Origin of the sequence: Rhodococcus sp. HNM0569, assembly GCF_012726205.1 — a bacterium.
Lineage (GTDB): Bacteria > Actinomycetota > Actinomycetes > Mycobacteriales > Mycobacteriaceae > Rhodococcus_F.
In genome coordinates this window covers 1-22,706 of sequence record NZ_JAASAE010000022.1, presented here as the reverse complement: position 1 = coordinate 22,706, position 22,706 = coordinate 1, and the positions used below count along the sequence as shown (strand labels likewise).

Here is a 22,706-nt window from a genome sequence, read left to right as displayed (position 1 = left end):
GTCAGCCCGCGTCGCGCGCGAGTTCGAGGATCGTGAGCTCGGGCGGCGTCGCGACGCGCACCGGCGGCCCCCACGTGCCGACGCCGCGCGTCGTGTACACGAGGGTGTCGCCGAAACGGTCGAGACCGGTGACCGTGGGCTGTTGCAGCGGGACGAGCACGCCGAGCGGCCACATCTGCCCGCCGTGCGTGTGGCCGGACAGCTGAAGGTCGACGCCCAGCTCGGACGCTTCGACGACCTGCTTGGGCTGATGCGCTGCGAGCAGGACGAACCGGTCCGGATCGTGGCCCGCGAGGGCGGCAGGCAGATCGGGCGCGTACGGGTCCTTCGAATCGAAGTCGTACACACCCGCGACGTCGATCGCCGCGCCGTCGCGGGTGAGCGTCACGTGCTCGTTGCGCAGGACGCGCACACCGAGGTCTTCCCACACATCGAGCCAGCTGCCGACGTCGTCGGCGTACGACTCGTGGTTTCCGCTGACCCCGAACACACCCAAGGGTGCGTGGAGGTCGGCGAGCGGTGCGAGATCGGGCGCGACCTTGTCGACGACACCGTCGGTGAGATCGCCGCCGAGGATCACGAGATCGGGCTTCTCGCGCAGCACGAGGTCGACGACGCGGCGTGTGAACGGTTCGCCGCGGGCGGGCCCGACGTGCAGGTCGGCGACGAGCGCGACGCGGACGCCGTCGAACTCGGCGGGCAACCGGCGCAGCGGTACCCGGACCGTGGTGACCCGCGGCCGCGCGGCTTCCGCCACTCCGTAGCCGGCGGCACCGACGGCCGCGACGACGACCGCGCCGGTAGCGACGCGCAGGGCTCGGCGGCGTGACTCGTCGTGCGGTCGCCGCGCGGCGACGCGCACGATCCCGGACACGGCCGCGAGCGCGCCCAGGCCCAGCAGCAGGTAGAGGCCTGCCCCGATCCAGGCCCACCCGGCGAAGCCGACGGGCCGCGCCCACGAGGTCGCGAACGCCTCGCCGCTGCCCACCCCGACGACCGCGAGGACGTACAGGATCAGGAGCGCGGCGTCGGCGACAGTCGACCACGGCCGCGTCAGCGCCGTGGCGCGGACGAGCCTACGGTGCAGCCACCACGTGATCAGGGCGAGCAGGACGGCGAAGACGAGCAGGCGTACCACGGAGCTGCACTGGTCCTTCCGGAAGGAACACGGTGGATGGAGGGAACACGGTTACGACGTGAACCGTGCGAGGGACGAGCCGAGGTCGGGAGTGTTCGACGACGGGAGTTCGGTGAGGGTGCCACCGGTGCGTTCGGCGAGTTCGCGGAGCGTGGCGAGGCTCTGCTCCGCATCGCCGAGCACGACGACGTCGATCGTCACCGGTGCGTCCTCGCGCTCCGCGGCGTCGAGTGCGGCGAACAGTTGCGTGCGCGTGAGATTCGGTGTGTCGTCGGCGCCGTCGGTGACGAGCAGGATCGAAGCGGGCCGCTGAGGCGTCGCCGACTCGGCTGCAGCCCGGTAGGCGGCGTCGACGGTCGCGTACGAGTGCGATCCCGTCGACGGCGCGGCCCCGGCGAGTGCGTCGTCGAGCGCGTCGCGTTGGCTCGTGCCGCCGCGGCCCTCCGCCAGCGGTGCGGTGGGCACCGCGACGCGGTACGGCCGCGTCCCGTCGAGCCGGCCGGCGAACTCCCACAAGCCGATCGCCGCGTCGTCGGGTGCGGCGGCGATCTGTTCGGTGAGCGCGCGCGTCACATTCGCCAGGCGGGTGCCGCCGCCCTCGCGCGTCGCCATCGATTCGGACAGGTCGAGCAGGATCGTGGTCGAGCGTGGCCGTTCGGGATTGCGCGCCGCGTCGAGGAGCGTCGTGACGGCCGCGGCGTCCGCCGGGGCGACGGTTTCCCCGATGCGCGGGAACGGCATGACCGTCGAATCCGGGGTCGCGCCGCCGGGAACGCGGAATCCGGCGTCGAGGAAGGACGCCGAATGTTCGGGCGTCCGCAGGAACTCGGTGAACTGGGCGGCTGCGCGGGCCCGTGTCTCGTCGGCCGAGGTCAGGATCGCAGCGGGGAAGTCGGCGACGGGTGTGGGGCCTGCCGGCCGGTACGCCAGGGCGTCCGGCGGGGAGTCCTGCGCCAGTGTGCGGTACATGGTCTGCTCGGTGACCGGGACGGCATGTGTGGTGGCCGGTGGCGGCGCGGGCGTGGGCTCCGTCCCGTCCTCGGCGGCGACTCCCAGGGTGGCAGCCGCGTCGCGCACCGCTGCGGACTCGGCATCGGCCTGCGTGAGGGGCCCGCCCGGGTGGCCGGCGACCCCGGCGGCGACAGCCTGCAGCGCGAGTGCCGACGCGTCGGCGCCGGGTGCGAGCGAAAGCGTGAGGCCGAGCGACTTCCATTGCGGCAGTCCGATCGACGACAAGCCCGTCGACTCGAGTCGGGACAGGTCCTGCCATCGCGTGCCCGCACCTTCGAGTGCATTACCGAGCGTGGGTGGAACGGACAGCACGATCGGGCTCGCCGCGAGGGAGCGGGCGCCACCGTCGACGACGCCGGTGCCGACCTCCGCGAGCGACGACGAGCTCTGCGGAACCCACAGGTCCGGCCGCGACCCGAGGGCGTCGTCCCACTCGGCGCCTGCAGCGAGCGCGGGGACGATCGCCGCGGGATCCGGATCGGTGACCTCGACCGTGATGCAGTGATCGCGCACGATGGGCTCGGTCGCCGAGAACCGGTCCGCGAGGTCCGTGAGGACCGGTGCGATCGACGGATCGGCCGCGACGTGCACGACGGCGTCTCCTTCGACACACGTGCCTGCCGCGTCGGCGCCCTCCCGATCGATGCGGTCGCCGAGTTGAATCCACCCGACCACGAGAACGACGACGGCCACGACCGCCGCGACCGCGATGACCGGCCCCTTGCTGACGCCGCGCCGACCGCTGTCGCCTCGATGCTGCCCCAGTGTCCTGCTCCGTTCGTTCCCTGCGTGCACGCCTGTGTGTACGCCCGCACCAGTCTATCGACGGTCCTGCAGGCGACTTCGCTCCCGGCTTCCGAACCCGGACACACGGCAGCCCCCGCCCGTGGGCGGGGGCTGCCGTACCGGTCGACTGCCGAACGTGCGATCAGAAGCCGAATGCCGCCTTGTACTCGCGGCGCTTGCGGTGCAGGATCGGCTCGGTGTAGCCGTTGGGCTGCTTGGTGCCTTCGAGGATCAGCTCCTTGGCAGCCTGGAACGGGATGTTGGCGTCGAAGTCGGGCGCCATCGGCCGGTATGCGCCGTCATTCTCGTTCTGCCGGTCGACGACGGGCGCCATGCGCTCGAGCGACGCGACGACATCGTCGACGGACACGACGCCGTGCCGGATCCAGTTGGCGAGCAGCTGGCTCGAGATGCGCAGCGTCGCACGGTCTTCCATGAGCGCGACATCGTGGATGTCCGGCACCTTCGAGCAGCCGACTCCCTGCGAGATCCAGCGGACGACATAGCCGAGGATGGACTGGCAGTTGTTGTCGAGTTCCTCGCGCTTCTCGGCGTCGGACCAGTTCGTGTTCTCCGCCAGCGGAATGGTCAGGATGTCGTCGAGGGTCGCGCGCTTCGTGCCGCGCAGCTCCTCCTGGACCGCGAACACGTCGACCTGGTGGTAGTGCGTTGCGTGCAGGGTCGCGCCGGTCGGCGACGGCACCCACGCGGTATTCGCGCCGGCCTTGGGGTGGCCGATCTTCTGCTCGAGCATCTCGGCCATGAGATCGGTCATCGCCCACATGCCCTTGCCGATCTGCGCCTTGCCCTCGAGGCCGACGGCCAGGCCGGTGTCGACATTCCAGTCCTCGTACGCGCCGATCCACGTCTGCTTCTTCATGTCGGCCTTGCGCACCATCGCGCCCGCCTCCATCGACGTGTGGATCTCGTCGCCCGTGCGGTCGAGGAAGCCGGTGTTGATGAACACGACGCGCTCGCTGGCCTCCTTGATGCAGGCCGCGAGGTTGACCGTCGTGCGGCGTTCCTCGTCCATGATGCCGACCTTGAGCGTGTTGGTCGGCAGGCCGAGGACCTGCTCGACGCGACCGAACAGTTCGGTGGTGAAGGCGACCTCTTCGGGGCCGTGCTGCTTGGGCTTGACGATGTAGATCGACCCGGTGCGGCTGTTGTCGAGCGGGCCCGTGTCGTCGCTGCGGGTCAGACCCGGGATCGCGGTGAGGCCCGTGAGCAGCGCGTCGAGGATGCCCTCGGGGACCTCGTTGCCCTCGGCATCGAGGATCGCGGGGTTCGTCATGAGGTGACCGACATTGCGGACGAACAGCAGCGAACGGCCGTGCAGCGACAGCTCGCCGCCCGACGGCGTGGTGTAGACACGGTCGGCGTTGAGCGTGCGGGTGAAGGTCTTGCCGCCCTTGTCGATGGTCTCCGCGAGGTCGCCGCGATTGAGGCCGAGCCAGTTGCGGTATCCGACCACCTTGTCGTCGGCGTCGACCGCCGCGACCGAGTCCTCGAAGTCCATGATCGTGGTGACCGCGGACTCGAGCACGACGTCCTTGACGCCCGCGGCGTCGGTCTTGCCGATCGGCGACTGCGGATCGATCTGGATGTCGGCGTGCAGGCCGTTGTTGCGCAGCAGCACCGACGACGGGGCGCTCTTGTCACCGAGGTAGCCGACGAACTTCTCCGGCTGCGCGAGGCCGGTGACGGTGCCGTCGGACAGCGCGACCTTCAGCGTCTCGCCGTCGATCGTGTACGACACCGAGTCCTTGTGCGAACCGGTCTCGAGCGGAGCGGCCGTGTCGAGGAAGTCGCGCGCCCACGCGATGACCTTGTCGCCGCGCACTTTGTTGTAGCCCGACGTCTTCTCGGCGCCGCCCTCTTCCGAGATGGCGTTGGTGCCGTAGAGGGCGTCGTACAGCGAGCCCCACCGCGCGTTCGACGCGTTGAGCGCGAAACGGGCGTTGAGGATCGGCACGACGAGCTGCGGACCCGCGGTGGTGGCGATCTCGCTGTCGACGTTCGCGGTGGTGACCTGGTACGGGGCGGGTTCCGGCAGGAGGTAGCCGATTTCCTGCAGGAACTTCTTGTACTGGTCGAAGTCCGCGGGCTTGCCGGGATTCGCCTGGTGCCACGCGTCGATGCGTTCCTGGAGTTCGTCGCGCTTGGCGAGCAGCTCACGATTCTTCGGAGTCAGGTCGGCGAAGATCTTGTCGGCCCCGGCCCAGAAGGCCTCCGACGACACGCCGGTACCGGCGAGCGCCTCGTTCTCGACGAAGTCGTAGAGCACCTTGGCGACCTGAAGGCCGCCGACCTGAACACGCTCGGTCATGAAAATTGCCTCACTTCTGTTCGCTCCGCCGGCACCGGGAAGGGTGCCGTCGACAATGGATGTTACCTGTCGGTAAACATGCGCACGTGGGGGATGAGGTGGACTGTTCGGTCCGCCTGCAGTCAGCTGCGCCGTGCCGTGATCTCGAAGCCCTGGCGGCGTAGTCGATCGACCAGCACGTCCCCGAGGGCGGTGGCGGGGGTGAGTACTCCCGCGGCGTCGGGCAGCGCGTCGTGGTCGAGCGCGAGCCCGAGCGCCGATTCTCCCAACATGACCGCGGTGGCCTGGTAGCCGGGGTCGCCGTCGGCGCGGAACCGTGCCTCGTAACGCGTGCCGGTGGTGGTGGTCGTGTACAGGTCCATCGTGAAATGTCCGTTCCGCCTGGTCTTCTCGCTCGGGCCGTCGCCGGGGCTCGGCAGTACCCGATCGAGCAGTGCCCGGGTCGGTTTCGCGGCCAGACCGGCGACGAGGACGCCGAGACCACCTGCGACCGCACCGGCGAGCACGGGGGAGAGCGGCGAGCGGCCGACGCTCATGGTCTCGCGGTAGCGGAACCGTCGCCCGTAGGCCCACTCGCGCAACGCATTCGTGCGCCGAACGACCCGCGTGTTGTACGACGCCATGACGAACGGTGCCTTCCAGCCCTGCACCGACGGCGCGATGTCGGTGCCCTTGACGACACCGACATCGGACTGACGTCCGAGATCCGGTTCGGCGGCGCGATCGGGGCTGAGCGAGTACGGGTCGAGCGCGAGCGCGCGGGCCCGCTTGTCGGACGCGGCCTCGACGACCTGGGTGCGCAACGAATCGATCGTGCCGCCGCTGACGCCGCCGCGCAGTGCCGACACGACGAGAGTCGTGTCGAGCAGTTCGCCCGCATCGTCGGCGGCGACCGCGGCGTGCAGGACATGGACACCGAGATCGGAGGGCACGGAGTCGAATCCGCACGAGTGCACGATGCGGGCACCGCTCGCGCGGGCCGCCTCGTGATTGGCGTCGATGCTCTCGCGTGCGAACAGCACCTCGCCCGTCAGATCGACGTAGTCGGTGCCCTCGAGTGCGCACGCCGACGCGAGATCCTTGCCGTACTTCGCGTACGGACCGACCGTGGTCGCCACGACGCGCGAGGCGCGGGCGAGGGCGGTGAGCGAATCGGGGTCGGTGGAGTCGGCGAGCACGATCGGCCACGAGGCCGCTGCGCCGGCCAGCGAGTCGCGTACCGCCTCGAGCTTGTCGCGTGAGCGACCGGCGAGCGCGATGCGCAGGCCCGCGGGCGCATTGCGGGCCAGGTAGTCGGCGAGGAGGCGGCCGACGAAGCCGGTGGCGCCGAAGATCGCGATGTCGTGTTCGCGGCCGGGGGAGCCGGAGGGGGACGGGGAGGCGGAGGAGGAGGCAGTGGTGCCCGTGTCGTCGGGTGTCGCGGTCATGTGACCGACGATACAAGCCCGACGTGCGTCGGAGTGCCGCCGCGAGCGCGACCGTGGTGCACGTACGGTATGTCGCCGGCGCGGTGCGTCACCAGGGGGACGGCTCGTAGTCCTTCAGAAAGCACCCGTACAGGTCGACGCCGCGTTCGCCCATCACGATCGGGTCGTACACGCGTGCGGCGCCGTCGACGAGGTCGAGCGGGGCGTGGAAGCCCTCGTCGGCCAAGCGCATCTTCGTCTCGTGCGGGCGCTCGTCGGTGATCCAGCCGGTATCGACCGCCGTCATGAGGATGCCGTCCTCGAGCATCTCCCGCGCACTCGTGTGCGTCAGCATGTTGAGGGCGGCCTTGGCCATGTTGGTGTGCGGATGACCCGCACCCTTGTAGTAGCGCGCGAACTGGCCCTCCATCGCCGACACGTTGACGACGTACTTGCGCCGTGCGGCGGCAGCGGCCATCGCGGGCCGCAACCGGGACACCAGGATGAACGGTGCGACCGCATTGCACAGCTGCACCTCGAGCAGCTCGACCGGATCGACCTCGGCGACCGTCTGCACCCAGCTGTTGGTGGTCGCGAGATCGGGCAGCAGGCCGCCGGCGTCGACTGCGAGCCCGGCCGCCTGACGCGCGGGCGAGGCGGACTTCGCGACGAGCGCCGCCGCGGTCAGGTCGTGCGCCGCGAGTTCATGGGCGGTCCCGGACAGCGCGGTGGCGTCGCCCAGCGAACTCGCGAGGGCCGCCGGATGAGCCTCGCTCGGCTTTCCGAAGGTGACGACATCCGGCGTCGTCCCGGCAGGCAGCGGTGCGTTCTCGGCGTCCGCGAGTGCGCTGTAGGCGCCGGGGGAGCGGCGCACGGTCTGTGCGGCGTTGTTGATCAGGATGTCGAGCGGGCCCTGCTCGGCGACCGAGTCGGCGAGCGCGACGACCTGCGCAGGATCGCGCAGATCGATGCCCACGATCCGTAGGCGGTGCAGCCACTGGTCGCTGTCCTCCATCGCGGAGAAGCGGCGGATGGCGTCGTTGGGGAAACGCGTCGTGATCGTCGTGTGGGCACCGTCGCGCAACAGCCGCAGGGCGATGTACATGCCGATCTTCGCGCGGCCGCCGGTCAGCAGGGCACGCCTGCCGGTGAGGTCGGTGCGGGCGTCGCGCTTGGCGTGCGAGCGTGCCGCGCACGACGGGCACAGCTGGTGGTAGAACGCGTCGACGACCGTGTAGCGCTGCTTGCAGATGTAGCACGGACGCGCTCGGACGAGCGTGCCCGCCGTCGCACCCTGCGCCGACGACGACAGCGGGATGCCTGCAGTCTCGTCGTCGATCCGGTCCGGCGAACCGGTCGCCGTTGCGGCGACCACGCGGCGGTCGGCCTCGGCGCGCGCGTCGCGGGCCGCATTGCGACGTGTCCGCTTCGCCTTCTTGAACATGTGCGCCACGGCGCGCTGGATCGCGACCGAGTCGGGATGGTCCGCGTCGAGCCGCGCGGCGTGGTCGAGGACGCGATGAAATGCGTCGAGATCGGCGGGATCGAGTGTGCTCGGCGTACCGGCGTGCACAGTCGCGGTCTCGTCGCTCGTCGCCGTATTCTCGCTCGTGGCTGTCATGACTGGAACACGTGCCCTCTCACGAGAAAAGCCCCGGTTCCGAAAGAACCGGGGCCTTCTCGTCTGTCTCAACTCAGAATCGTGGAGTGCGAGCCGCTCCGGATCGAGATCCTGAGCTTCGGTTCGCTCCTGTGTCCGAGGGGGGACTTGAACCCCCACGTCCGTTAATAGGACACTAGCACCTCAAGCTAGCGCGTCTGCCATTCCGCCACTCGGACTTGCTCACGCCCCTGTTCGTTGGGCGCCTCGAAAGACTAACCGATGAAGCGTCAGGGCCCAAATCGCGTGTTCGGGGCACGCGCGAGCCCCTCCACGATGGTAGGAAAGTGGCGTGTCTTCTTCAGTGGGAACCCGAGGGGAAAGTCCAGGCAGCGGCCGTGCGGAAGCCGAGGTCGTCGACCTCGTCAGTGCGCTCATCCGGTTCGACACGTCCAATACCGGCGACCTCGCGACGACCAAGGGCGAAGCCGAGTGCGCGGACTGGGTTGCCGGGCAGTTGCGCGAGGTCGGCTACGAGGTCGAGATCGTCGAGTCGGGCGCACCCGGCCGCACCAATGTGTTCGCGCGACTCGAGGGCGCCGACCGCGAGCGCGGCGCGCTCATGCTGCACGGGCACCTCGACGTCGTGCCCGCCGAGCCCGCCGACTGGCGCGTGCACCCCTTCTCGGGGGCCGTCGAGGACGGTTACGTGTGGGGCCGGGGCGCCGTCGACATGAAGGACATGGTCGGGATGATCCTGGCGGTCGCGCGCGAGTTCAAGGCGACAGGCGTCGTGCCACCGCGTGATCTGGTGTTCGCGTTCGTCGCGGACGAGGAGAACGGCGGCCGCTACGGGTGTCAGTGGCTCGTCGAACACCGGCCGGACCTGTTCGAGGGAGTCACCGAGGCCGTCGGCGAGGTGGGCGGGTTCTCGCTCACCGTGCCCCGTCCGGACGGCACCGAGCGCCGCCTGTACCTGGTCGAGACCGCCGAGAAGGGCCTCGGCTGGATGAAGCTCACCGCGCGTGGCCGTGCGGGCCACGGTTCGTTCCTGCACAGCGACAATGCGGTCACCACCCTCGCTCAGGCCGTCGCGCGTCTGGGCACGCACACCTTCCCGCTCGTCGTGTCCGATTCCGTGGCCGAATTCCTGACGGCGGCGGGGGAAGAGACCGGACTCGACTTCGATCCCGCCTCGCCCGACCTCGAGGGCACCCTCGCGAAGCTCGGCAGCATCGCGAACATCGTGGGCGCGACGCTCCGCGACACCGCGAACCCCACGATGTTGTCGGCCGGGTACAAGGCCAATGTCATCCCGCAGACTGCGGAGGCGATGGTCGACTGCCGCGTGCTACCGGGCAGGCGCGCCGAGTTCGAGCGCATCGTCGACGAGCTGATCGGCCCGGACGTGACGCGCGAATGGGTCACGTCGCTCGATTCCTACGAGACGACCTTCGACGGCGACCTCGTGGACGCGATGAACGACGCGATCCTCGCGCACGACCCCGACGCGCGCACCGTGCCGTACATGATGTCGGGTGGCACCGACGCCAAGGCGTTCGCGAAGCTCGGCATCCGGTGCTTCGGCTTCGCTCCGTTGCAGCTGCCCCCCGATCTCGACTTCTCGGCGCTGTTCCACGGCGTCGACGAGCGGGTGCCCGTCGACGCTCTGCGTTTCGGTGCCCGCGTGCTCGGGCACTTCCTGACTCGCTGCTGATCCGTCCTCAACGAAAGGAACACCGCATGGCATTCGACCCCTACGAGCCGCTGCCGGACCTGCCCACCTTCGAGCTCACGTCGGAGAATTTCACCGACGGTGGCACCCTGCCGACCGAGCAGGTGAGTGGAATCATGGGTGCGGGCGGGTACGACGAGTCGCCGCAACTGTCGTGGTCGGGCTTCCCGGCCGAGACGAAGAGCTTCGCCGTCACCGTGTTCGATCCCGACGCGCCCACCGCGTCCGGCTTCTGGCACTGGGCCGTGCTCAACATCCCGGCCACCACCACGAGCCTGGTCGCCGGAGCGGGTGACGACAACGGGACCGGCCTGCCGTCGACGGCGCTGACACTGCGCAACGACGCGGGACTGCACCGCTTCCTCGGTGCCGCCCCGCCGGAGGGGCACGGCCCGCACCGCTACATCGTCGCGGTGCACGCGGTGGACGTCGACCGCATCGACGGTGTCACCGCGGAGTCGACGCCGGCCTTCCTCGGGTTCAACCTGTTCGGCCATGCGATCGCCCGTGCGCGCATCACCGGACTCTACGAGCAGAAGTAACGACAGCTGGTACGAAGCGGGGCCGGTGGCGTGCTGCCACCGGCCCCGCTCGGTAGGCAGACGAGTGTGCGTCGCTCGGAGTGTGGCAGGTCAGGACGCGACACCGGACCCGACGGCGTCCGCGATCGACGTGAACCCGGCCGCGCGGGCGCGGCGCGCGACACCCTTGTGGATCGACCTCGCCCAGAACGGCCCGCCGTAGATGAAGCCGGTGTAGCCCTGCACCAGCGAGGCTCCGGCGAGGATGCGTTCCCATGCGTGGTCCGCGTTCTCGATACCCCCGCACGAGATCAGCGTCAGCCGATCGCCCACGCGGGCGTGCAGGCGGCGCAGCACCGCGAGCGAACGGTCGGCGACGGGCGGGCCGGACACGCCGCCCGGGCCCAGTGCCGCGACATCGGGATGCGGGGTGCGCAGGTCGTCGCGGCTGACCGTCGTGTTGGCCGCGACGACGCCGGCGAGGCCGAGTTCGACAGCGAGGTCGGCCACCGCGTCGACGTCCTCGTCCGAGAGATCGGGAGCGATCTTGACCAGTACCGGGGTCGTCACCGTTTCCTGTACCGCGACGAGGATCGGCCGTAGGGCCTCGACCGCCTGCAGATCGCGCAGCCCCGGCGTGTTCGGCGAGCTGACGTTGACGACGACGAAGTCGGCGAGCGGGCCGAGCATGCGCGCGCTCGTGGTGTAGTCGGCCGCGGCGTCCGCGGGCGGCGTGATCTTCGTCTTGCCGATGTTGGCGCCGATCGGCACGCCGCCGGCCCGGCGCTGGCGCAGGTTGTTGGCCGCAGTGCCCGCGCCGTGGTTGTTGAATCCCATCCGGTTGAGCAGCGCGTGGTCGGCGGGCAGCCGGAACAGCCGGGGCGGCGGATTGCCGGGCTGTGCCTGCGCCGTGACGGTGCCGACCTCGGCGTATCCGAAGCCCATCGGCCCCCAGGTGTCGGCCCCGTCCGCGTTCTTGTCGAAACCGGCCGCCAGTCCCATCGGTGCGGGGAAGTCGACACCGAACACCGTCGTCCGCAGGATCGGGTCGCGCACCGTGAGCACCCGCGTCACCATCCAGCGCAGCGGCTGAGTCCTCGTGACGAGCCGCATCGCGGCGAAGGCCAGGTGATGGACGCGCTCGGGAGGCAGCAGAAACATCAGCCTCAACAGCAGCGGATACACGACAGACTCCTCAGATACCCGGGTCGGGGATGTGGCGGGGCGACTTGCGGCGCCGCAGCAGGACGCCGCGGCTGCCGTCGGTGTAGAGACGCACACGTGAGAGCTCCCAGCCACCGAACTCGGCCTGGATGGCGAGTCGCATGGACGCGCTCACGCGGGTGACGTCCGGCGGAAGTGTGAGCGGAACGTAGTCGAACTCCTCGGAGCTCGTGTCCCATGTCGCCGGAAGCTTCCGCGCGTTGAACGCCATCACGACCTCCCGAGAGGTATCCGCTGCAGACCGTCGCCGGTGGCCGAGCCGATCAGCAGGTCGCCGGTGCTCGGGTCCACCGCGATCGCGTCGGGCTGACGGACCGTGGTGTATCGGGCGGTCTCGACGCCGACCCCGGTCGAGAGATCGTAACCGACCACTTCGCCGGTTTCCGGCAACGTGACCCACACGCGCTCGGCGACGTCGTCGTACGCCACGGCGTACGGTCCGCTGCCGGTGGGGAAGCGTTGCCGCAGGATCAGATCGCCGGTCGTGTAGACGAGCAGCTCGCGGCCGTTGGTGTCGCTCACGAGAATGCGTCCGTGGTGGTCGGTCGTCAGTTCGGTCGCGCCCTCGCCCGCGCGCAACGCCAAGCCGGGCCGATTCTCGGCGAGGTCGATCTCGGTGACCGACGTCTGCGTGCGGTCGAGCACGGTGAGTGCGTCGCCGGTGACGGCGAGCGCGTCCACCGACGCGATGCCGGTGATCTCGGCGTCGACGCCGCCGTCCGGGGTGAGCAGAGCCAGACGCCCACCCGCGAGTCCTGCCGCGATGCGCCCGTCGGCCAGTTCGGCGACGGTGCGCACGTCCCCGTCGACGTCGATCGTGTCGATGGTGCCCGCGTCGAGGTGCAGGCGGCCGACGGCGCCGTTCATCGCGAGCAGCAGCGTGCCGTCCTGCGCGGCGGCGACGTCGACGACCGGCACGGGGGTGGTGAGCGTGTGCAGCGGCGCGGATCCCGCGTCCGAGGACGCCACCTCGATCTGCGTTCCGTCGCCCGTCACCGCGGCGAACAGGGCGCTCGGCGCCCCTTCTGCGGCCGGACGCGAGAAGGTGAGCGAGTCGATCGGTGCGGCGGCGCGCACCTCGCCGTCCGGCTGCGCGGTCGAGGCCCCGGCGGACGGTGCGGTCGCGGACACCATGGGCCCGGTGCTCGCATCGTCGTCCTCGCCGGACGAGCAGCCCGCGATCGTGACGGCCGCGACGGCGAGCACGGCTGCGACCGTGCGCGCTTCCCATCTACTCACGTGATCCTCCGGATGTCCTGCTGACTGCGACGTGCTCGCGGTGGCGGCCGTGTGCCGGCCGACCTCTCAAGCATCCCTGATCGGCCGAACCGCCCTGCAGCCGACTCGGGCCGACTCGACGACAGCAGGGTCAGTCGCGGTGCGGCACGACGAGCGGTGCTCCCGTACGGGGGTGCGGCACCAGGTCGATCGGGTGCCGGTAGACGCTGCTGAGCAGCTCTTCCGACAGCACGTCGGCAGGGGCACCCGCAGCCGCGACCTGTCCTTCGGACAGCACGACGATGCGGTCGGCGTACGCGGCGGCGAGCCCCAGGTCGTGCAGCACGACCGCGACGGCCCGGCCGGTGCGGGCGCGCTCGCGGGCGATCTGCATCACGGTCTCCTGATGGCCGAGGTCGAGCGAGGCCGTCGGCTCGTCGAGCAGCATCGTCTCGGTGTCCTGCGCCAGCACGCGCGCCAGTGCGACGCGCGCCTTCTCGCCACCGGAGAGCGCGGTGAACGGGCGGTCGGCGAACCGGCTGACATCGCACTCGGCCATCGCCGCGTCGACGATCGCGTCGTCGTCCTCGCTGCGCGGCGTGTGCGCCCACGGAGAGCGGCCCATCGCGACGACCTCGCGGGCCGTGAACGGGAAGCTGACCGTGTTGGCCTGCAGCAGCACGGCGCGCCGCCGAGCCGCGTCCCGCACCGAATACCGGCCCAGCGGTCTGCCGTCGAGCTCGACGTCGCCCGCCGAGAAGGCCTGATCGCCCGCGAGCACCGCGAGCAGCGTGGACTTTCCCGCACCGTTGGGGCCGACGAGCGCGAGGACCTCGCCGGAGCGCACGTCGACGTCGACGTCGACGAGGACCGGTCGTCCGCCGCGCTCGACGTGCAGCCCGGCCGCGCTCAGGGTCACCCCGCCGGGTTCGGTCGACGTGGGGGTGTCCGCCGCGGCGGCGCGGCCCGGCCACCAGCGCCGCGTCACGCCCACCCTCCTTGCCGGGCGCGCGTGCGGCGCAGCAGCCAGAAGAAGAACGGCCCGCCGACCAGTGCGGTGAGCATGCCGAGCGGCAGGTCGGCGTTCGGGACGAGGGTGCGGGCGCCGAGATCGGCGACCAGCAGGACGAAGGCGCCGCACAGCGCGCTCGCGGGGATCAGCACGCGGTGGCCCGGTCCGACGCAGATGCGCATGACGTGCGGGACGACGAGTCCCACGAACAGGATGATGCCGGTGAATGCGACGCTCGCCGATACCAGCAGAGCGACGATCACGACCGCGACCTGCCGGAGGCGTTCGACGTCGAGACCGAGGTGGCGGGCTGCGGACTCACCCAGCGAGAGCAGGTCGAGGCGCCTCGCGATCACCATCGTCGCACCGACCCCGACGACGGCCATCGGCCCGACGATCGCCACAGCGTTCCAGGTCGCACCCGAGAGGGAACCGAGCTGCCAGAACACGATCTGGTCGCGCGCTGCAGGAGACGCGATGAACGTGAACAGCGCGATGAGCCCACCGGCGAACGCATTGACGGCGACGCCCGTGAGCACGAGCGTCACGACCTCGGTGCGGCCTTCGTGGCGCGCGAGCAGATACACGAGCGCAGTGGTCACCAGTCCGGCGACGAATGCGCCGACGGCCACCGACCAGCCTGCCGCGAAGGTGCCGCCCGCGACGATCACTGCGCTCGCGCCGACCGCGGCGCCCGACGACACACCGATGACACCCGGTTCGGCGAGCGGGTTGGCGAACACGCCCTGCAGCAGGGCGCCCGAGCAGCCGAGCGAGGCGCCGACGACGATCGCGAGCACGACACGCGGGAAGCGGACCTCCCACAGGGTGACGTCGCCGCTCGGGTGCGCAGGCATCGGTCCGATGTCGAGTCCGATGCGATGCAGGATCGAGCCCACGACCTCGGCGGGCGTCGTGTGCACCTGGCCGATGCACGCCGCCGCGATCGACGCTGCGACGAGGCCGACGACGAGCACCGCGAGGACGATCGTGGTGCGGCGACCGGACGCGGTCGCCGCGGGTGACGCTTCGGTCATGAAGCGGTGTCCGGATAGAAGGCGTCGGCAAGGGCCGCAAGCACGCGTCCGGTGTTCGGGCCGAAGCCCAGCAGTACGCCGTCGTCCATGTCGACGACGGACTTGCTTCGGCCGGCCGGGGTCTGGGCGATGCCGGGGATCGCCTCGAGGCCGTCGATTCCTCCGATCGACTCGAGCCCGTGCGTCATCATCAGGATGTCGTCCGGTGCCGCGGCGATGAGCGCCTCGCTGGTGATCGCGACGAACTCCTGCGTGATGCCGGACTTCGTGCCCGCGTCGACCGCGCCGAGTGCGTCGATGAGCGAATCTGCGCCCGACCCCGGGCCGCCGATCATCGTGATCGCGGGGCCGCGGGTGTAGAGGAACGCGATCTCGAGCGGCTCCTGGCCCTCCGGGGCGCGCGTGCGGGCCGCCGCGATCTCGTCGGAGGTGCGGGCCGCGAGACGGTCGCCGAGTTCGCCGACCCCGAGGGCGCGGGCGACCGCGAGGATCTGGTCGTCGACTGTGTCGAGGCTGCGGTGCGGATCGAAGAACACGACCGGCACCCCGGCCGCGCGCAACTGGTCCTGGACGCCGCGGGGGCCGATGCTCGTGTCGGTGAGCACGACCGTGGGACGCAGATCGAGGATTGCTTCCGCGTTGATCGACTGCCCGCCCGGGTTGACGACCGGGACGTCCTCGACGGCGGGGAACTTCGCGGCGATGTCGCGGCCGACGAGCGAGTCGCCGAGCCCGAGTGCGTAGACCGTCTGCGTGAGCGTGCCGTAGCGGTCCATCGCGACGATGCGGGAGGTGTCGGCGACGGTGACGGGCGTGCCCTCGGCGTCGGCCGTGTCGGCCGGTAGCACCGGCGTCGCGTGGTCGGTGACCGGCTGCGGATTCGGATCGGCAAGGGTCGCGGTGCGAGGGCCGGTCGCGCCTGCCGAGTCCTGCGCCGCAGGCGCATTGCACGCCGAGACGAATATCGTGAGCACCGCCGCGCCGACGAGTGCTGCCACACGTGCGGTGCGACGGCGGGTGGAGCGGGATCGAGCGAAGAGGACAGCCATCACGCGCGGAAACGGTCGAGGTCGCCCGCGAGGTCGTCGAACAGCGCCCGGTTAAGGCCGAACGCGAGGCGCACCTCGTCGATCACCCGGTCCTGAGTCGCCGAATCGAACGGTGCCGCATCCAGGGATGCGCGGTACGCATCCTTGAACGGCTTCGTCTTCGGGATCTCGTCGAAGGTGTAGAAGCGCACGCCAGCGTCCTGGTAGCCGTATGCGTCGGACACGCGGCGACGGATGATCTGGCCGCCCGACAGATCTCCCATGTACCGGATGTAATGGTGTGCGACGAACAGTGCGGGATCGTCGAAGGCGACCTCGCGCAGCCGGGCGACGTACGCCTGGGCTGCCGGTCGCGCGACGGCCGTCTCACGCCACTGCGGGCCGCGCACGAAAGCGAGGTCTGCTTCGAGGGCGGGCACCCGCAGCAGCGCGTCCGACAGGAAGGGCGCGACGACCGGATCGTCCGCGTGCGCACGCCCGGCCTCCTCGAGTTCGCGGTAGACGAACCAGCTCTGCGCCAGCAGTTCGGCGTATCCCTCGGATGTCAGCTCGCCGCCGAGCAGCGCCTCGACGAAGCGCGATTCCTCGGCGTCGCGGTGCGCGTCGGCCGTACCCGACCGGATTCGTTCCGCAAGGCCGGCGGGCGACTGCACCTCGTTCAGAGTGGGCATGGGTCCTCCTCGACTGACTGTCTGTCAGATCAGGTTAGCCTGCCCTGTTCGACCGGTGCGGTGCGAGTCGTGCGCCGACGTGGTGTCACGCACTCCCGCCGCCTGTCACGCACTCACATCGTCCAGGGCCGCGGCGATCGCAGGCGGGAGCGCGAGCTCCTCGGCGACGAGGACGCCGGTGAGCTGCGCGAGGTCGCGCGCGCCCACGATCGCACTCGCGACGCCCGGGCGGTCGCGCGTCCACGCGAGCGCGACCGCGAGCGGAGACGTGCCGAGGCCGTCGGCGGCCGTGACCACCGCGTCGACGACACGCCCGGCAGGGGACTGCAGGTACGAACGGACGTCCTCGGCATGGGCGGGGTCGCCGCCGCGTGAATCGGCCGGGACGCCGTCACGGTACTTGCCGGTCAGGACGCCGCCCGCGAGCGGTACCGCGGCGAACACGCCGATGCCGTGATGTGTCGCGGCAGGCACGAGTTCCTCCTCGACGCCGCGGGCGAGGAGCGAGTACTCGACCTGTGTCGCCGCCAGCGGCGTCGTGCCCGACGCGCCTGCCGCGGTGGCGAGCTGCCAGCCCAGATATCCGCGCACACCCGCGTACCGCACCTTGCCGCTCGCGACCGCGTAGTCGAGGGTCGCCGCGATCTCGTCGACGGGAGTGAGCGGATCCCACGTCGCGACCTGCCACACGTCGACGTAGTCGGTCCCGAGCTCGCGCAAGGTCGCGTCGAGCTGGCTCAGCAGTGCGCGCCGTGAACAGTCGACACGGCTCGCCGACTTGTGCGGGCTGATCCCCGCGCTGGTGCTCACCACGAGTTCGTCACGAGGGATCACGTCGTCGAGCAGCTCGGCGAGAATACGTTGTGCGGCACCGTCGCCGTACGCGGGCGAGTTGTCGACGAGTGTGCCGCCCGCATCGACGAACGCCGAAAGCTGTGCTGCGGCTTCGTCGCCGCCGGTGTCCCGACCCCACGTGAGCGTGCCCAGTCCGAGCCGCGATACGCGAAGACCCGTTGCGCCTACCGATCTCTGTTCCATAGCTCCTGCTGCTCCGTGCCCGCGTCGACGTGTTCGTGACATGCCGACTGTTGGTGACATGCCGACTGTTGGTGACGTGCCGTTGGCGGGAAGCGTAGTGCGCTGCGACGTACCGGTCGCACTGCCACGCCGGACGGCCGCGCGGCCGGTACGGTTGCTGCCGTGAATCGTGTTCAGGGGCAGGCAGGGTGAGCGAGTCGATGACGTGGCTCGAGGCGGTGGTCCTCGGCGCCGTGCAAGGGCTCACCGAGTTCCTGCCGATCTCGTCGTCGGGCCACCTGCGCATCGTGTCCGGGATCTTCTTCGGCGACGACGCGGGTGCGTCGTTCACCGCGGTGACGCAACTCGGCACGGAGGCAGCGGTTCTGCTGTTCTTCGCACGCGACATCGTGCGCATCGTGCGGGCGTGGTTCCGAGGGCTGCGCCGTCGCGAGTATCGCGGCGATCTCGACTACCGCATGGGCTGGTACGTCATCGTCGGCACCATCCCGGTCGGTGTCCTCGGATTCCTGTTCAAGGACGAGATCCGTACCGGGGCGCGCAATCTCTGGCTCATCTCGACGATGCTCATCGTCTTCGCGCTGGTCATCGCCGCGGCCGAACGCTTCGGGCGCAAGCGTCGACATCTGGAAGAACTCACCCTGCGGGACGGCATCGTGATGGGCTCCGCGCAAGCACTCGCGCTCGTGCCTGGCGTATCCCGCTCGGGCGGCACGATCAGTGCCGGTCTGTTCCTCGGCCTCACGCGCGAGGCCGCGGCCCGCTACTCGTTCCTGCTCGCGATCCCCGCGGTCGTCGCGTCCGGACTGTTCAGTCTCCCCGACGCATTCGAGCCGTCGGGGGGCGGACTGATCGCGTCCGGGCCGCAGCTGCTGGTCGCGACGATCATCGCGTTCGCGATCGGGTTCGCGTCGATCGCGTGGTTGCTGCGGTTCGTCGTGAATCACTCGATGTACTGGTTCGTCGGCTATCGCATCGTCCTCGGCGTCGTCGTCATGGCTCTGCTCGCCACGGGTGTCGTGTCGGCCACCTAGCGTGTGAGAGCGCGGGCACGCCGTCGCGGATAGGCTGGCCGAATGACAGTGGTACTCGTGCGCCACGGACGATCGACGTCGAACACGGCGCGCACGCTCGCCGGACGCAGTCCCGGTGTCGAACTCGACGAGCACGGCATCGGTCAGGCGGAGCGGCTCGTCGACCGACTCGCGGCCGTCGACGTCGTCGAGATCGTCCAGTCGCCTTTGCTGCGGTGCGAACAGACCGTCACCCCGCTCGCTCGTGCGCGCGGGCTCACGCCCGTGATCGACGCGCGACTCGCCGAGGTCGACTACGGCGACTGGACCGGTCGCGAACTCGCGTCCCTCGTGAAGGAACCGTTGTGGCGGGTCGTGCAGCAGCACGCGTCCGCAGCCGTGTTCCCCGGTGGCGAAGGCCTCGCCCAGGTGCAGGCGCGCGCGGTCGCGGCCGTACGCGAGCACGACGCGCGACTCGCGCGCGAGCACGGCCGAGACGTGCTGTGGGTCGCGTGTACACACGGTGACGTCGTCAAGGCGGTTCTCGCCGACGCGATCGGCATCCATCTGGACGGGTTCCAGCGCATCGTCGCCGAACCGGCGTCGCTCAGTGTCGTCCGTTACACCGAGACCAGCCCGTTCGTGCTTCGAACGAACGACACCGGTGGTGATCTGAGCGGGCTGGTTCCGCCGCGTGCCGAGCACCCCGACCGCGACGCGTCCGACCGGGCGGAAGACGCGCCGCGGGCGGCGTCGCCGTCGGTCCCCGGCGGCGAGGTGTGACCGCTGTGTTCGCGCACAGCGTGTGCCGAACCGCTCATGCGGAGCCGCGAGAGGCGAATCGGCGGATAATGTGGACCAGGTGCTGTCGTCGGGCGGCCCGGCAACGATCAGGCGGCCGGGGAACACCTGGATTCGGGTCACCGGGTCCGTGGGCGAGCTGAGGGAGGTGCAATGTCACGCGCGATTCACGTCTTCCGCACTCCCGATCGATTCGTTGCCGGAACGATCGGCGAACCGGGGGACCGTTCGTTCTATCTCCAGGCGGTACACGACAACAGGGTCGTGAGTGTGCTGCTCGAGAAGCAGCAGGTGCAGGTGCTGGCGGACCGCATGGGGCTGCTCCTCGACGAGGTGCACCGGCGGTTCGGTACCGACGTCCCGCCCGAGGTCTCCGAACTGGGCGACACGAGTCCGCTCGTGATGCCCATCGACGCGGAGTTCCGGGTCGGCACTATGGGCCTGGGCTGGGATGCCGACGCCGAGGCCGTCGTCGTCGAGTTGCTCGCCGTCAGTGAGACCGAGTTCGACGAATCGGTCGTCCTCGACGACTCCGACGAGGGCCCGGACGCCGTGCGCGTGTTCCTCACCCCGATCCAGGCACGCGAATTCTCGCTGCGCTCCGAACGTGTCATCGCCGCCGGCCGGGCGCCGTGCCCGCTGTGCGGCGAGCCCCTCGCGCCCGAGGGACACATCTGCATTCGCACCAACGGCTACCGTCGGGGCGAGACGTTCGGGCTGAGCGCCGCCGATCTGGACACCGAGGAGTGAGCGGGACGCCCAGTGCACGAGGACGAGGAGTGAGTGTGGTCGCCGATCCGGGCCGGTCCGCGAATGTCGACCCGCTGTCCGAAGGCGACCTCACCGTGATCGGTCAGATCACGACCGCAAGCAATGCGACCCTCGTGTGCGAGGCGGAAGCCGGCGACCGGTCGGTGCGGTGTGTCTACAAACCCGTCCGTGGCGAGCGACCGCTGTGGGACTTTCCCGACGGCACGCTCGCGGGCCGCGAGTACGCGGCGTATCTCGTGTCGGAAAGTCTCGGTTGGGGAGTGGTGCCCCGTACGCTCCTGCGCGACGGCCCGTTCGGTGTCGGCATGGTGCAGCAGTGGATCGACAGCACCGACCGGCAGACGCAGCCGGGCGGTCTCGATCTCGTCGACGTGTGTGCACCCGAGAGCATCCCGGACCGCTGGTTCGAGGTCCTCGAAGCGAGTGACGCGACCGGCTCCCCGATCTCGCTCATCCACGCCGACGATCCGCGGCTGCTGCGCATGGCGGTACTCGACGTGGTCCTCAACAATGCCGACCGCAAGGGTGGGCACGTACTCGAAGGACTCGACGGTCAGGTGTACGGCGTCGACCACGGCATCTGCCTGCATGTCGACGACAAATTGCGCACCGTCCTGTGGGGCTGGGCGGGCGAGACGGTACCCGCGGATCTGCGCGTCGACATCTCCGAACTGGTCGAGGCGCTCGACAGCGACCTCGGCGGAGCGCTCGCCGAGCACGTCACCGACGACGAGATCACGGCGTTGCAGGTGCGAGCGGTCGAGCTCGCCGAGTGCGGCACCATGCCGCTGCCGACCGGCAGCAGGCGCATTCCCTGGCCACCGTTCTGACCCGCCCGTCGCCGCTGCTGACGCGGCGGTTCTCGGCGTCCGGGACGCGCCCGGCCACGGGTCGCCGGGAGCGCCTCCACTAGGCTCGGCGGCATGCAGTCTTGGTCCGACGTCGCCGTCCCCACCCTCCCCGGCCAGGGGCCGCCACTTCGGCTCCACGACACCGCCGACCGTCAGGTGCGGCCCGTCGCCGCAGGTGAGACCGCGACCATGTACGTGTGCGGCATCACCCCGTACGACGCGACACACCTCGGCCACGCCGCCACCTACCTCACCTTCGACCTCGTGAACCGGGTGTGGCGGGACGCGGGCCACCACGTGCATTACGTGCAGAACATCACGGACGTCGACGACCCGCTGTTCGAGCGTGCCGAGCGCGACGGCGTCGACTGGCGTGACCTGGGCAGCCGCGAGATCGATCTGTTCCGCGAGGACATGGCGGCGCTTCGAGTGTTGCCGCCGCGCGACTACATCGGCGCCGTCGAGTCGATCGGCGAGGTGATCGAGATGGTCGAGAAGTTCGTCGCCTCCGGTGCCGCGTACGTCGTCGACGACGCCGAGTATCCCGACGTGTACTTCCGTGTCGACGCCACCGAGCAGTTCGGGTACGAGTCGAACTACGACCACGACACGATGGCCCGCTTGTTCGCCGAGCGTGGCGGCGATCCGGACCGTCCCGGCAAGCACGATCCACTCGACGCGCTCGTGTGGCGGGCGGCGCGCGACGGGGAGCCGTCGTGGCCGTCGCCCTTCGGTCCCGGCCGGCCGGGTTGGCATGTCGAGTGTTCTGCGATCGCGTTGAACCGCATCGGGTCCGGATTCGACGTGCAGGGCGGCGGCAGCGATCTCATCTTCCCGCATCACGAGTTCTCGGCAGCGCACGGCGAATCGGTCACGGGGGACCGGCGGTTCGCGCGCTTCTACGTCCACACCGGAATGATCGGTCTCGACGGCGAGAAGATGTCGAAGAGCCGAGGCAATCTCGTGCTGGTGTCGGCACTGCGTCGCGACGGGGTCGATCCCGGCGCGATCCGGCTTGCGCTGTTCGCAGGGCACTACCGGCAGGATCGGTTCTGGACGGCGGACCTGCTGGCCGATGCTCAGGCGCGCCTCGCTCGGTGGCGCGGCGCGGCGTCCCTGTCGTCGGCACCCGCAGCGGAGGACACGATCGCACGCGTGCGCCAGCACCTGGCCGACGATCTCGACACCCCCAAGGCTCTCGACGCGATCGACGGCTGGGTGACGCGCGCCCTCGAACACGGCGGCAGCGACGCGTCCGCGCCTGCCCTGGTGGCTGACGCGGTCGACGCACTCCTCGGGGTGGACCTGCGCTGAAACCCGGCTCACGCGAGTAGTGGTATCGAATTGCGGTGTGCCGGGAGTGGTTCGCTCGGTCCGTGTGGTGTGGGTGGTGGTGTGAACCAGGGCATGTGGTCGTCGTCGTGGATGTCGATGGTCCAGCCGATGTGGTGCACGAACCGGTGATGGTGGGTGCAGAGCAGGACGAGGTTGTCGA

The 22,706-nt window shown here is 70.1% G+C and carries 20 protein-coding genes and 1 tRNA gene; 7 read left to right on the top strand and 14 right to left on the bottom strand.

Annotated features, from left to right (window positions below; genetic code table 11):
- Nucleotide 1: 1 nt before the first annotated feature.
- The 6 genes from HCA44_RS19595 to HCA44_RS19570 all read right to left on the bottom strand — a co-directional run bounded on the left by HCA44_RS19595 (nt 2) and on the right by HCA44_RS19570 (nt 8,509).
- Complete coding sequence (locus tag HCA44_RS19595; RefSeq protein WP_169651008.1) at nt 2-1,138, bottom strand: metallophosphoesterase; 1,137 nt, start codon at nt 1,136-1,138, stop codon at nt 2-4.
- Between the two features lie 51 nt (nt 1,139-1,189).
- Entirely contained in the window at nt 1,190-2,944 is a 1,755-nt protein-coding gene (locus HCA44_RS19590; protein ID WP_169651007.1) for a substrate-binding domain-containing protein, read from the bottom strand.
- A 133-nt stretch (nt 2,945-3,077) separates the two neighbouring features.
- The gene (locus tag HCA44_RS19585; RefSeq protein ID WP_169651006.1) at nt 3,078-5,264 is read right to left on the bottom strand and encodes a malate synthase G; all 2,187 of its coding nucleotides are present in this window, start codon (nt 5,262-5,264) and stop codon (nt 3,078-3,080) included.
- A gap of 122 nt (nt 5,265-5,386) precedes the next feature.
- Nucleotides 5,387-6,691: a saccharopine dehydrogenase NADP-binding domain-containing protein gene (locus HCA44_RS19580; protein WP_169651005.1), complete on the bottom strand. Its 1,305-nt coding sequence runs from the start codon at nt 6,689-6,691 to the stop codon at nt 5,387-5,389.
- A gap of 88 nt (nt 6,692-6,779) precedes the next feature.
- Nucleotides 6,780-8,291, bottom strand: a complete 1,512-nt coding sequence (locus tag HCA44_RS19575; protein ID WP_169651004.1) for an SDR family NAD(P)-dependent oxidoreductase — start codon at nt 8,289-8,291, stop codon at nt 6,780-6,782.
- A 132-nt stretch (nt 8,292-8,423) separates the two neighbouring features.
- Nucleotides 8,424-8,509: transfer RNA gene (locus HCA44_RS19570), tRNA-Leu, on the bottom strand.
- A 125-nt stretch (nt 8,510-8,634) separates the two neighbouring features.
- On the opposite strand from HCA44_RS19570, the gene HCA44_RS19565 reads away from it, so the two are divergent.
- Nucleotides 8,635-9,987, top strand: a complete 1,353-nt coding sequence (locus HCA44_RS19565) for a M20/M25/M40 family metallo-hydrolase (RefSeq protein ID WP_169651018.1) — start codon at nt 8,635-8,637, stop codon at nt 9,985-9,987.
- Between the two features lie 26 nt (nt 9,988-10,013).
- Nucleotides 10,014-10,547, top strand: a complete 534-nt coding sequence (locus HCA44_RS19560) for a YbhB/YbcL family Raf kinase inhibitor-like protein (RefSeq protein WP_169651003.1) — start codon at nt 10,014-10,016, stop codon at nt 10,545-10,547.
- Nucleotides 10,548-10,637: 90 nt separating this feature from the next.
- Here HCA44_RS19560 and HCA44_RS19555 read toward each other — a convergent pair whose 3' ends face one another.
- The 8 genes from HCA44_RS19555 to HCA44_RS19520 all read right to left on the bottom strand — a co-directional run bounded on the left by HCA44_RS19555 (nt 10,638) and on the right by HCA44_RS19520 (nt 17,775).
- Nucleotides 10,638-11,711, bottom strand: a complete 1,074-nt coding sequence (locus HCA44_RS19555; RefSeq protein WP_169651002.1) for a quinone-dependent dihydroorotate dehydrogenase — start codon at nt 11,709-11,711, stop codon at nt 10,638-10,640.
- A gap of 10 nt (nt 11,712-11,721) precedes the next feature.
- Nucleotides 11,722-11,961 (bottom strand): DUF5703 family protein, encoded by a 240-nt coding sequence (locus tag HCA44_RS19550; RefSeq protein ID WP_169651001.1) that lies wholly within the window; start codon nt 11,959-11,961, stop codon nt 11,722-11,724.
- Nucleotides 11,961-12,989: a hypothetical protein gene (locus tag HCA44_RS19545; protein WP_169651000.1), complete on the bottom strand. Its 1,029-nt coding sequence runs from the start codon at nt 12,987-12,989 to the stop codon at nt 11,961-11,963. The genes HCA44_RS19550 and HCA44_RS19545 overlap by 1 nt, the downstream gene beginning before the upstream one ends.
- 130 nt (nt 12,990-13,119) lie before the next feature.
- Nucleotides 13,120-13,887 (bottom strand): heme ABC transporter ATP-binding protein, encoded by a 768-nt coding sequence (locus tag HCA44_RS19540; RefSeq protein ID WP_346764813.1) that lies wholly within the window; start codon nt 13,885-13,887, stop codon nt 13,120-13,122.
- Nucleotides 13,888-13,952: 65 nt separating this feature from the next.
- Nucleotides 13,953-15,017, bottom strand: a complete 1,065-nt coding sequence (locus HCA44_RS19535; protein WP_169650998.1) for an iron ABC transporter permease — start codon at nt 15,015-15,017, stop codon at nt 13,953-13,955.
- On the bottom strand, nt 15,014-16,066 hold the full coding sequence (locus HCA44_RS19530) for an ABC transporter substrate-binding protein (protein WP_169651017.1): 1,053 nt from the start codon (nt 16,064-16,066) through the stop codon (nt 15,014-15,016). Before HCA44_RS19530 ends, HCA44_RS19535 begins: the two co-directional genes overlap by 4 nt.
- Complete coding sequence (locus HCA44_RS19525; RefSeq protein ID WP_169650997.1) at nt 16,066-16,737, bottom strand: biliverdin-producing heme oxygenase; 672 nt, start codon at nt 16,735-16,737, stop codon at nt 16,066-16,068. Before HCA44_RS19525 ends, HCA44_RS19530 begins: the two co-directional genes overlap by 1 nt.
- Nucleotides 16,738-16,842: 105 nt before the next feature.
- Nucleotides 16,843-17,775 (bottom strand): aldo/keto reductase, encoded by a 933-nt coding sequence (locus HCA44_RS19520; protein ID WP_169650996.1) that lies wholly within the window; start codon nt 17,773-17,775, stop codon nt 16,843-16,845.
- 188 nt (nt 17,776-17,963) lie between these two features.
- Between HCA44_RS19520 and HCA44_RS19515 the strand changes: the two genes are divergently transcribed.
- The 5 genes from HCA44_RS19515 (at nt 17,964) to mshC (ending at nt 22,525) form a co-directional block, all read left to right on the top strand.
- Nucleotides 17,964-18,809, top strand: a complete 846-nt coding sequence (locus HCA44_RS19515; RefSeq protein WP_346764811.1) for an undecaprenyl-diphosphate phosphatase — start codon at nt 17,964-17,966, stop codon at nt 18,807-18,809.
- A gap of 42 nt (nt 18,810-18,851) precedes the next feature.
- Nucleotides 18,852-19,571: a histidine phosphatase family protein gene (locus HCA44_RS19510; RefSeq protein ID WP_169650994.1), complete on the top strand. Its 720-nt coding sequence runs from the start codon at nt 18,852-18,854 to the stop codon at nt 19,569-19,571.
- Between the two features lie 171 nt (nt 19,572-19,742).
- Nucleotides 19,743-20,339, top strand: a complete 597-nt coding sequence (locus tag HCA44_RS19505) for a DUF3090 domain-containing protein (RefSeq protein WP_169650993.1) — start codon at nt 19,743-19,745, stop codon at nt 20,337-20,339.
- A 29-nt stretch (nt 20,340-20,368) separates the two neighbouring features.
- Nucleotides 20,369-21,190: an SCO1664 family protein gene (locus HCA44_RS19500; RefSeq protein WP_346764810.1), complete on the top strand. Its 822-nt coding sequence runs from the start codon at nt 20,369-20,371 to the stop codon at nt 21,188-21,190.
- 93 nt (nt 21,191-21,283) lie between these two features.
- Nucleotides 21,284-22,525 (top strand): cysteine--1-D-myo-inosityl 2-amino-2-deoxy-alpha-D-glucopyranoside ligase, encoded by a 1,242-nt coding sequence (gene mshC, locus HCA44_RS19495; protein ID WP_169650992.1) that lies wholly within the window; start codon nt 21,284-21,286, stop codon nt 22,523-22,525.
- The last annotated feature ends 181 nt before the right edge of the window (nt 22,526-22,706 follow it).